This window comes from Achromobacter dolens (assembly GCF_902859745.1).
GTDB classification, from domain to species: Bacteria; Pseudomonadota; Gammaproteobacteria; order Burkholderiales; family Burkholderiaceae_B; genus Achromobacter; species Achromobacter dolens.
The window spans coordinates 1-9,271 of sequence record NZ_CADIJW010000089.1; the positions used below are offsets into that span (position 1 = coordinate 1).

12 protein-coding genes are annotated in these 9,271 nt (G+C 69.6%); 4 read left to right on the forward strand and 8 right to left on the reverse strand.

The window, feature by feature from the left end; all coding sequences use genetic code 11:
• The 4 genes from HV783_RS28805 to queE all read right to left on the reverse strand — a co-directional run.
• A partial coding sequence (locus HV783_RS28805; protein ID WP_175190315.1) for an FUSC family protein occupies positions 1–1,062 on the reverse strand: 1,062 nt, incomplete at its 3' end.
• On the reverse strand, positions 1,059–1,532 hold the full coding sequence (locus tag HV783_RS28810) for a MarR family winged helix-turn-helix transcriptional regulator (RefSeq protein WP_006387237.1): 474 nt from the start codon (positions 1,530–1,532) through the stop codon (positions 1,059–1,061). The genes HV783_RS28810 and HV783_RS28805, both read right to left, overlap by 4 nt.
• A gap of 176 nt (positions 1,533–1,708) precedes the next feature.
• Positions 1,709–2,152, reverse strand: coding sequence for a 6-carboxytetrahydropterin synthase QueD (gene queD, locus HV783_RS28815; RefSeq protein WP_054502738.1), 444 nt, complete (start codon positions 2,150–2,152; stop codon positions 1,709–1,711).
• Positions 2,149–2,781 (reverse strand): 7-carboxy-7-deazaguanine synthase, encoded by a 633-nt coding sequence (queE, locus tag HV783_RS28820; RefSeq protein WP_049073396.1) that lies wholly within the window; start codon positions 2,779–2,781, stop codon positions 2,149–2,151. Before queE ends, queD begins: the two co-directional genes overlap by 4 nt.
• A gap of 537 nt (positions 2,782–3,318) precedes the next feature.
• Here queE and arfB point away from each other — a divergent pair.
• The 3 genes from arfB (at position 3,319) to HV783_RS28835 (ending at position 5,280) form a co-directional block, all read left to right on the forward strand.
• A complete protein-coding gene (gene arfB, locus HV783_RS28825; protein ID WP_049073397.1) occupies positions 3,319–3,735 on the forward strand; it encodes an alternative ribosome rescue aminoacyl-tRNA hydrolase ArfB in 417 nt (138 codons plus the stop codon).
• A gap of 99 nt (positions 3,736–3,834) precedes the next feature.
• The gene (locus tag HV783_RS28830) at positions 3,835–4,176 is read left to right on the forward strand and encodes an ArsR/SmtB family transcription factor (RefSeq protein WP_054502736.1); all 342 of its coding nucleotides are present in this window, start codon (positions 3,835–3,837) and stop codon (positions 4,174–4,176) included.
• Positions 4,177–4,221: 45 nt separating this feature from the next.
• Positions 4,222–5,280 (forward strand): alkene reductase, encoded by a 1,059-nt coding sequence (locus tag HV783_RS28835; RefSeq protein WP_054502735.1) that lies wholly within the window; start codon positions 4,222–4,224, stop codon positions 5,278–5,280.
• A 49-nt stretch (positions 5,281–5,329) separates the two neighbouring features.
• Here the strand turns inward: HV783_RS28835 and HV783_RS28840 are convergent, their stop codons facing one another.
• On the reverse strand, positions 5,330–6,181 hold the full coding sequence (locus HV783_RS28840) for a CPBP family intramembrane glutamic endopeptidase (protein WP_175190316.1): 852 nt from the start codon (positions 6,179–6,181) through the stop codon (positions 5,330–5,332).
• A 229-nt stretch (positions 6,182–6,410) separates the two neighbouring features.
• Here HV783_RS28840 and HV783_RS28845 point away from each other — a divergent pair, with 229 nt between their 5' ends.
• Positions 6,411–6,785, forward strand: a complete 375-nt coding sequence (locus HV783_RS28845) for an MAPEG family protein (RefSeq protein ID WP_054502733.1) — start codon at positions 6,411–6,413, stop codon at positions 6,783–6,785.
• A gap of 71 nt (positions 6,786–6,856) precedes the next feature.
• On the opposite strand, the gene HV783_RS28850 is transcribed toward HV783_RS28845, so the two are convergent.
• The 3 genes from HV783_RS28850 to HV783_RS28860 form a co-directional block, all read right to left on the reverse strand.
• A complete protein-coding gene (locus tag HV783_RS28850; protein ID WP_049073402.1) occupies positions 6,857–7,291 on the reverse strand; it encodes a peptidase associated/transthyretin-like domain-containing protein in 435 nt (144 codons plus the stop codon).
• A 77-nt stretch (positions 7,292–7,368) separates the two neighbouring features.
• The gene (locus tag HV783_RS28855; protein WP_064523922.1) at positions 7,369–8,178 is read right to left on the reverse strand and encodes an NRDE family protein; all 810 of its coding nucleotides are present in this window, start codon (positions 8,176–8,178) and stop codon (positions 7,369–7,371) included.
• Positions 8,179–8,181: 3 nt separating this feature from the next.
• The coding region (locus HV783_RS28860; protein WP_175190317.1) for an FUSC family protein at positions 8,182–9,271 on the reverse strand (1,090 nt) is incomplete at its 5' end.

Here is a 9,271-nt window from a genome sequence, read left to right on the forward strand (position 1 = left end):
GCTGGGCGCGATGCGGGCGGGGGCGCGCGTGCCGCGCAGCGGCGCCCCGGCCAGGCCGGCGCGGATCTCGCGGCGCAGCGCCAGGCATTCGTCGTAGGTGTCGATCAGCTCGCGCAGCCGCGTCATCAGGCTGGCCAGCAGCGCGTCGCGCCAGCCGGAGCGGCTGTCGATGGCGGGCGTCAGGCGCGAGACGGCGGCGCGCAACTGCACGGCGGTTTCGTGGGTGGCCTTGGCGCCGGCGTTGATCCATTCGGAGATGTCGGCCAGCACTTGCGAGACCGGCTCCGGCAGCGTCTGGCCGTTGGCCTGCAGGGCGCGCATGCGGTCTTCGACCGCGGACACGGCGGGCGTGAGCGCGGCGATCTGGTCCTGCATGGCGCGCACCGCGCCGGCGGTCCACCGCAGGTTGCCGGTGTCGAACGGCACGTGGGTCGACAGCAGGCGCAACTGGGTGATGTCGTTGGCCAGCTCGCGGCGGTCGCGGTCTTTCTGTTCGGCGGTCTTGCCGCTCAGGGTGTCGTGGATCCAGAGCTTGGCGTCGCGCACCGCCTTGTCCAACTGCAAGGTCAGGGCGGGCGCCAGGCCGCGCGGCAGCACGATGCTGTGGACCAGCGTGGCGCAGACGATGCCCAGGCTGATTTCCTCGACCCGAGCCAGCGCGGTGTCGAACACCTGCGACGGGTCGGTGACGCTGGGAAAGCCGATCATGGCGGCGGTGTAGCCGGCCAGCATGAAGAGATACGAGCGCGGCGTGCGGTCCAGCACCGACAGGTACAGGCAGAAGCCGACCCAGGCCACCATGGCGGCGGTCATGACGACGGGCGAATTGGACAGGCGCGGCACCATGTAGACGGTCATGGCCGAGCCGCAGAAGGTGCCGACGAGGCGGTACAGCGCCTTCGAGCGCACCGCGCCGGACCAGGGCTGGGCCACGATGTAGGCGGTGGTCATGGCCCAGAACGGGCGTGGCAGGCCGATGCTGTACGAAAGATAGAGCGCCATGATGGCGCTCAGGTAGCTCTTGAGGGAGAAGATCGTCTCGCGGACGTTGGGCAGTTTCATGGCCGCGGGTCCTCCTGGGCCCCGGCGGCGCTGCGGCCCAGCGCGGCCTTGAGTGCGTCGAACACGCGCAGGCAGGCCTGCAGGTCGGCTTCGCTGACGCCGTCGAACAGGCGCCGGCGCAGTTCCACCAGCACGTCCTCGACCTGCTTGCGCAGGGCGTGGCCGGCGTCGGTCAGGTGCAGGGTCTTGGCGCGGCGGTCATGCGGGTCTTCGCGCCGTTCCATCAGGCCGGCGGCGACCAGTTGGTCGAGCACGCGCACCAGCGACGGACCCTCGACCCCCAGCGCCTCGGCCAGCGCGCCCTGGCGCACGCCGTCGCCCAGCCGGCCGGCCAGGATCACGGGCCAGGCGGTGGCTTGCGACAGGCCGTAGTCGGCCAGGGCCTTGTCGGCGGCGCCGCGGTAGGCGCGCGACAGCACCATCAGGTTGGCAGTGGTGGCCATGAGTTGGGAGTCGGTGGGGGTGTCCATGTAAATCGATTGTATCCTATCTATTAGCTTACTATTAATTGAAAATGGCGAAGATCTCCATTGATTTTTTCAATCGGGAAAATCAGGGGTGGGTTTTCCGTGAGTGGAAAGGCGGGGCGGCAAGGCCATGCTGTCGCATCGCCTTGCGGGGCGGCCACGCTGGCCGCCCTGGACGATCAACCGTTGCAGTCGGCCCAGCAGTTGGGCGTTTCGTACAGGCGCACGCGGGTCAGGCGCAGGTCGGCGCCGTAGTGGCCGTGATAGTGCGGCGCGAGGATCTCGAAGATGACGGCGGCCAGGTTCTCGGCGGTGGGGATGCGGTCCAGCACCACGGTCTTGTGGTCGGGCATCGAGTCGAGGAAGCCGCGCACGGCGGTGTCGCCTTCGTACACCAGGAAGGCGTGGTCCCAGACGTCGACGATATGCGTCTTGGCGATGCGCTTGATGTCGGCGAAGTCCATCAGCATGCCGTTGTCGGATTCGCCGGGGGCCTGGACGATGTCGCCGGTCAGCGTGATTTCGAGCACGTAGCGATGGCCGTGCAGGTTGCGGCACTGGCTGCGGTGGTCGGGAATGCGGTGGCCGGCGTCGAATTCAAGCCTGCGGGTCACGGAAATCATGGAATGCCTATGTATTTATGGGTCTGCAGGCTCAGGCGCCATTGCGGGTGCTGCATGCAGTATTGGACGGCCTGTTCGGTGTTGGCCAGGCGGGCGGGGCCGTCCATGGGTTGCAGGAAGAAGTGGTCGAAGTCCAGGTGCTCGAAGCGCGGGGGCAGGGCGTTGGCCTGGGGGTAGACCAGCTTGAGTTCGTTGCCGCGTTCGATGACGACGGGGGCGGTGCCTTTGGGGCTGACGCAGATCCAGTCGATGCCGGGGGGCGGCTGGACGGTGCCGTTGGTTTCGATGGCGACGGTGAAGCCGCGGGCGTGGACGACGGCCAGCAGGGCTTCGTCCAGTTGCAGCAGGGGCTCGCCGCCGGTGAAGACGATGTAGCGGTTGGCGGTGTCGGGGCCCCAGGCGGCTTCGATGGCGTCGGCGAGCAGCTCGGGGGTGGCGAATTTGCCGCCGCCGTCGCCGTCGGTGCCGATGAAGTCGGTGTCGCAGAAGGTGCAGGCGGCGCTGGCGCGGTCGCTTTCGCGGCCGCTCCAGAGATTACAGCCCGCGAACCGGCAGAAGACCGCCGCGCGGCCTGCGTGGGCGCCTTCGCCTTGCAGGGTTTTGAAGATTTCTTTGGCGGTGTAGGTCATGGGGGAGTGGCGCTGGGTGGCGCGCCAGGGAGGGGCAAAAGGGCGTCATTTTAGTCGGTCTTGGCTGCGGGGGGCTGGGATGTCCTTGATGTCGTGGGCTTTTTCTCGTTTGTTGAGGTGGTTGCGTGACGTTGGCGGGGGCTTCGTAGGTCGCCCTGGGCGCGGGCGGGTCGGGAGGCGGGCGCCCACGATTGCGGTCCGGAGCGTTCGCTCCGGACTGCCCCTGCGTCATCCTCGTTGCCGCCTGACGGCGGCTGCCTACGGATTCCCTCGGGCGCATCGAGGTTGCCCGCCTCCCGACCCGCCCGCGCCCAGGGCTGCGAGCGTCTTGGGTGGTGGTGCTGCAAGGCCTCAGGGTTCTGGAAAGTCTTGCTGGGCCCGCCTGGAGTGGCCGCCCGGGCGGCCGCTCCAGGCATACGCGGTGTGGGATGTTGGGCGGGGTTCGCTGGCGCGCAGGCGTGGCGGATGCGCGAGGGGGGCGGATCTGGGGGGAGCGGAGGGTTTATCGCCTGGCGAAGGCTTATATACTCTCGCGCTATGTTTCATGTTCAAGATTCTCTCTATATCGACGAGCGCGAGATTGAGTTCTCGATGATCCGGGCGCAGGGCGCGGGCGGGCAGAACGTCAACAAGGTGTCGAGCGCGGTGCATCTGCGGTTCGATGTGCGGGCGTCGTCGTTGCCGGCGGATATCAAGGATGCGTTGTGCGCGATGAGCGACCATCGCATTTCGAAGGAGGGGGTGATCGTCATCAAGTCGCAGTCGTTCCGCAGCCAGGACAAGAACCGGGCGGAGGCGATCGAGCGGCTGGTGAATATGGTGCGGGCGGCGGCGAAGGTGGAGAAGCCGCGGCGGGCGACGAAGCCGACGCGGGCGTCGCAGCGGCGGCGGGTGCAGCGCAAGGTGCTGCATGGCGAGGTGAAGCGGTTGCGGGGGCGGGTGCAGGGGGAGTGATGGTCCCTCGGATTCCGAAGAAGGCCCCTCGGTCGGCAGGGGTATAACGATATATCGGGATGTCTCGATATAAGATTCGATAAATTGCGATATTTCAATATGACGACCACTGCTGCCCCCGCCGCCGAGGCCACCACGGAGATCGATGTCGACGCCATTCTCAAGGCGTTGGCCAATCCCGTGCGCCGCGAGATTTTGGGGTGGTTGAAGACGCCGCAGGCGCACTTCGAGGAGCGTCCGGGGCATACCTTCGAACACGGGGTATGCGCGGGCCATATCGATGGGCGCTGCGGGCTGTCGCAGTCCACCGTGTCTTCGCACCTTGCGGTGCTGCAGCGCGCGGGGCTGATTTCGGCCACCAAGGTGGGGCAGTGGGTGTTCTTCCGTCGCAATGAACCCGTGATTGCCGCGTTCCTGCGGCAATTGAATCAAGACATGTAGCCTGCCGCCGCTACCCACGCCCGCCCGCCGGGCACGAGGATTGTTATGAGCCTGCTGTTTGAACCCTTGCAAGTGGGGGAACTGACCCTGCCCAACCGCATCATCATGGCCCCGTTGACGCGCCAGCGCGCCAGCGAGGGCCGGGTGCCGAACGACCTGATGGTCGAGTACTACGTCCAGCGCGCGTCCGCCGGCCTGATCCTGACCGAGGCCACCTCGGTGACGCCGCAGGGCGTGGGATATGCCGATACGCCGGGGCTGTGGTCGCAGGAGCAGGTCAAGGGCTGGCGCAAGGTGACGTCGGCGGTGCACGAGGCCGGCGGCCGTATCTTCGCGCAACTGTGGCACGTGGGCCGCATTTCGGATCCGGTGTTCCTCAATGGCGAACTGCCGGTGGCCCCGAGCGCGATCGCGGCCGGCGGCCATGTCAGCCATGTGCGTCCCAAGCGCGGTTATGTGGTGCCGCGCGCGCTCGAGACCGATGAGATCCCGGGCATCGTCGAGGCCTATCGCCGCGGCGCGCAACTGGCGCAGGAAGCCGGTTTCGACGGCGTCGAAGTCCACGGCGCCAATGGCTATCTGCTGGACCAGTTCCTGCAGGACAGCACCAACCATCGCACCGACGGCTATGGCGGTTCACTCGAAGCACGCGCGCGCCTGATGCTGGAAGTGGTGGATGCGTGCGTCAGCGTGTGGGGCGGCGGCCGCGTCGGCCTGCACCTGTCGCCGCGTGGCGATGCCCACTCGATGGGGGATTCGGATCCGGCCACGACCTTCAACTACGTGGCGCGGGCGGCGCGCCGCCGTGGCCTGGCGTTCCTGTGCGCGCGCGAACATGAGGGCGCCGACAGCCTGGGGCCGCAGCTCAAGGAATCGTTCGGCGGCGTGTACATCGCCAACGAAGGCTTCACGCGCGAATCGGCCGAGGCGGCGATTGCCGCGGGCCGCGCCGACGCGGTGGCGTTCGGCGTGCAATTCATCGCCAATCCCGACCTGGTGCGCCGCTTTGCGCTGAACGCGCCGTTGAACGCGCCGGATTCGTCGACCTTCTACGCCTCGGGCGCGACGGGCTACACCGACTATCCGGCCCTGGCGACGGCCTGAAGCGCCGCGCCGTTGCCGGCCACGACGGGTCGGTTACGGCATGGGCGTTTCAATGCAGCGCGGCACGCATCGGGTAGGTGAACAGACCGTAGTGCGCCGCGTTCAGGCCCAGGTGGGCCAGCACCGCGGCCGCCAGGCCGCCGTGGCGGTAGGCCATGCCATACCCAACGCCGGCGAGGCCGGCCAGCAGCATCCATTGCCAGCCGCCGGCATAATGCGCCAGCCCGAACAGCAGCGCGGCGACCAGCAGCGCGGCCGTGGCGCCCCAGGGGCGGCCGCGCCAGGCGCGCGTCAGCCGTTCCTGCACGTAGCCGCGGAACAGGGCTTCCTCGGCCAGCGTCACCAGCAGCGCGTTGTTGATCAGCCATAGCCAGCCCGAGTCGGGCCACTTCGGCGCCCATCCCACCACCCCCAGCGCCAGGGCCAGCCCCAGGCAGGCCGCGATCGCGCCGGCGCACGCGGCCAGCGCCGCCGTGAGCGTGGCGCGCGCGTTGGCGCCGGCCATGGCGGGCGCGGCGACCAGCACCACCCAGAACGCCACCAGCGGCTTGTCCAGGTTCAGGTACATGGCGAAGGGCACGGCATCGGGCGTCAGCGCGGCGCGCGGGATGACCAGCGGGTTGTGGTAGCCGGGCAGCCAGTGCAGGAACAGCAGCACCGCCAGGATCAGGAACAGCGCATGGCCAGTGGCGCGAGCGGGAGCCGCCATGGTCGGCCGCGCCAGCACGGCGGCCAGCGCCAGCAACGCGGGCCAGGCCAGCGCCACGGGCTCGATCCCGCCCTGGGTCCAGGCCCAGGCATAGGCGAGCGCCAGTGGCAGCAGGGCCCAGCGGCGGGTGGCAGGTAGCCACAGCAGGGCGGCGGCCAGGAACATCAGGGAGCCGGGAGAGGCGAGAGGCATGGTTCTTCCTGCGAGACAACGGGCGGCGCGTCACCGGCATCGCGTGCGCGGGAGGCGCTCAAAGCCGCAAGTGTAAGCGCCGCATCGTGAGGCCGCCGTTTGCGGGCGGCCGATTGGCGTTTGCCGTTCGCGCCGGCGGCTTTTCATTTCCGCGCTTTCGGGCGACCATGCCGCAGCGGCGCGTCCCGCCCGGTGGCGGGAAGAGGCTCGTTCCGCGCAAGGAGCTGCAATGAAATTGATCGCATGGTTGATGTTGGCGGCGGCGATCCTGCCGTTCGTCTGCACGATCGTCGCCAAGGCGGGCGGCAGGAAGTTCGACAACAATGATCCGCGCGCCTGGCTGGCGCGGCAGGAAGGCTGGCGCGCGCGCGCCAACGCGGCGCAGGCCAACACGTTCGAAGCGCTGCCGTTCTTCTACGCGGCGGTGCTGTTCGCGCTGTACAACCAGGCGGCGCCCGCGCACGTGGCCACGTTGATGGCCTGCTGGCTGGGCGTGCGCCTGGGCTACCTGGCGATGTACCTGGCGGGCTGGGGCGCGCTGCGCTCGCTGGTCTGGACGATCAGCGTGGGCTTTGTCATCGCCATCCTGTTTGCGGGCGTCTAGCGCGCCCGCGCGGTCCCGGCCTGGCAGCGGGCGCCCCGCGCGCCTGGCCAGGCGGCATGGCCATCAGGGATTCACTTCCATTCGAACACGGCGCGCGCCGTGCCGCTGTTCTGCACGTTGACTTCGCGTTCCTGCGCCTTGCCGTTGAAGGTGGCCGAGACCTTGTAGCTGCCGGCGGGCAGCTTGACCAGCATGTAGGGGCCCTGGGACTCGGCCTGCAGCACCTGCTTGCCGTGGCCGTCCTTGATGACGACGGCGACGTTGGCCACATAGTCGGCCTTGCCGTCGCGCTGCGCGGCGAAGGTCAGCGAGAGCGGGTAGTCCTTGGCGGCGGCCTTCATGGCTTCGGATTCGTCCAGGCCGATGCCGCCGCTGACGTATTCCACGCTGCCCTGGTGCTGCACCGCGGGCAGCGCCGCCTGCGCGGCGGTCAGGAAGCCGGCCAGGGCCATGGTGCCCACCGCCATCGCGGCGGCCAGGGTGCAACGTTCGATGCGCTTGTTCATGCAATTCTCCTTGAAGGGATGATCACGCAGGAAATTCGACCGGCATATGCGCGCCGAGTTCGCCGGCGCTGCCCGTTTTACCGGGGCGTGGACGATCCAAGCGTATCGCTCGCGCCGGGGTCGCGCCAGGCGAATGCCAGCACGCTCTCTCCGTTGGCGGCGCCGTCGGGCGCAAAGCGCTTTTCGACCAGTTGGCCGGTGCCGTCGTCGCGCAGCGCCAGCACGGTGGAACTGCGGGTGCCATAGTTCGGACTGACGATGAAGGGGCTGCTCAATAGTTTTTCGCGATCCGGCGGCAGGCCCGTGGCGGGCAGGTCGGCGTCGTCGGCCGGGCTGCGGTCGGCCAGCGCCTCGAACAACGCCGGCAGGTCGGGCTGGGGAGCGTGCGCCAGCACTCGCTCGAAGGCGGCCTTGGTGCGCGCCAGCTTGGGCCAGGGCGTATCCAGCAGGTGGTTCGACAGGGCATAGACGCCAGCCGCCAGCGGCCGCGGCGCGCCGTCGCGGTTGCTGGCGTACCAGGCGCCCTGCGCGTCACCGACGATCAGGTTAAAGCCGTTGTAGGCCTGGCCGGCGGCATGGGCGGCGGCGATGTAGTCGGCGGCCGGCGCGCGGCCGCGCAGGAAGTTCTCGACCAGGGCGCCGCGCGAGGGGGCGTCGGCGACCACGCGGCCGGGCTCGCGGAAATTGGTGACCAGCGCATAGCGCCCGCCAGTGGTGGCGCCCATCCAGGTGCCGCCGGCCAGCGCGTCGCGGCCGCCGTACACGTGGGCGGCGTCGGCCCACTGCGCCGCCGGCAGCGTCGGCCGGGCGTGGAATTCATCGCGATTGGCGGCGATCAGGACGGGAATGCCCGGCACGGTATGCAGGGCGAGGACGGCAAGGCACATGTTTCAGTCCGGATGGGGGAGAGGGGCGGGCGGCGCGGGCCGGCCCGGTTCGGCCGCGAAGCCTGGCCCCGCGAGCGTGGCGCGCAGGGATTCGATCGCGGCGGCGGCATCGCGCAGCGCGGGGGCATCGGTCGTCACCGGCGTGGCGCCGACCGGCGCGCTTTGGATCACCGCCTGGGCCATGGCGCGCAGCGCGTCGGCCAGGCGCGCCAGTTGCGCCGGTTCGGGCGGCGGCTGTCCGGCCGGCAGCGACCAGGCGGTGTCGGAAATGGCGTTGGCGACTCGTTCCAGGGCCACTTCGACCGGCCACCAGGCCAGCGCCCGGCGGCTCACCAGGCGCGGCTCCGACAGGCCGCGCTGCAGGGCGATGCGCAGGTCCGACAGGCGCGCATAAGCCTGGGTGCGCAGGCCGTGGCGGGTGGCCGGGTCGGCCTGGAACACGGTGTTGAGATACGCGGCCAGGGTCTCGATGGCGGTGGCCACGGCCTGGTCCAGGTTGTGGCGCTCGATCCGCATCCACGGCAGGTAGCCCACCGCCAGCACAATGGCGGCGGCCACCGCGACGTCTTCCAGCCGCGCCAGCGCGATCGGCCAACTGCCGGGTTGCAGCGCGCCGATCAGCAGCATCAGGATCGGCAGCAGGATGGCGGAGAACAGGCCGTAGTTGCGGCGGATCGACCAGGGCAGCAAGGCGGCCAGCGCGGTCACGGCGACGAGGCTGGTGACGCCGCTGCGGTCCAGCGCCATCACGGTGGCGCTGATCGCCACGCCCACCACGCTGCCGGCGCAGCTTTGCAGCGCGCGGGCGAAGACCGAGCCGAAGTTGGGCTTGAACACCACCACAACGATCAGCGGCACCCAGTATGAGCGCGGCAAGGCCAGGGTGTGAGCCACCGCCTCGGCGACGACCAGGCACAGGCCGAGCCGCGCCAGGTAGCGCAGCGTGGTCGGACCGGGCCGGTAGGTGCGCGCCAGCACTCGCCATGGCGTGCGCGGGCGGGCCGGCGGCAGGGCCGGGAAAGCGTCGGGCCGCGCCGGGCCGCTGCCTTCCAGCAACGGCCGCGCCTGCTCCAGCGCGTCGGCCAGCGCGGTC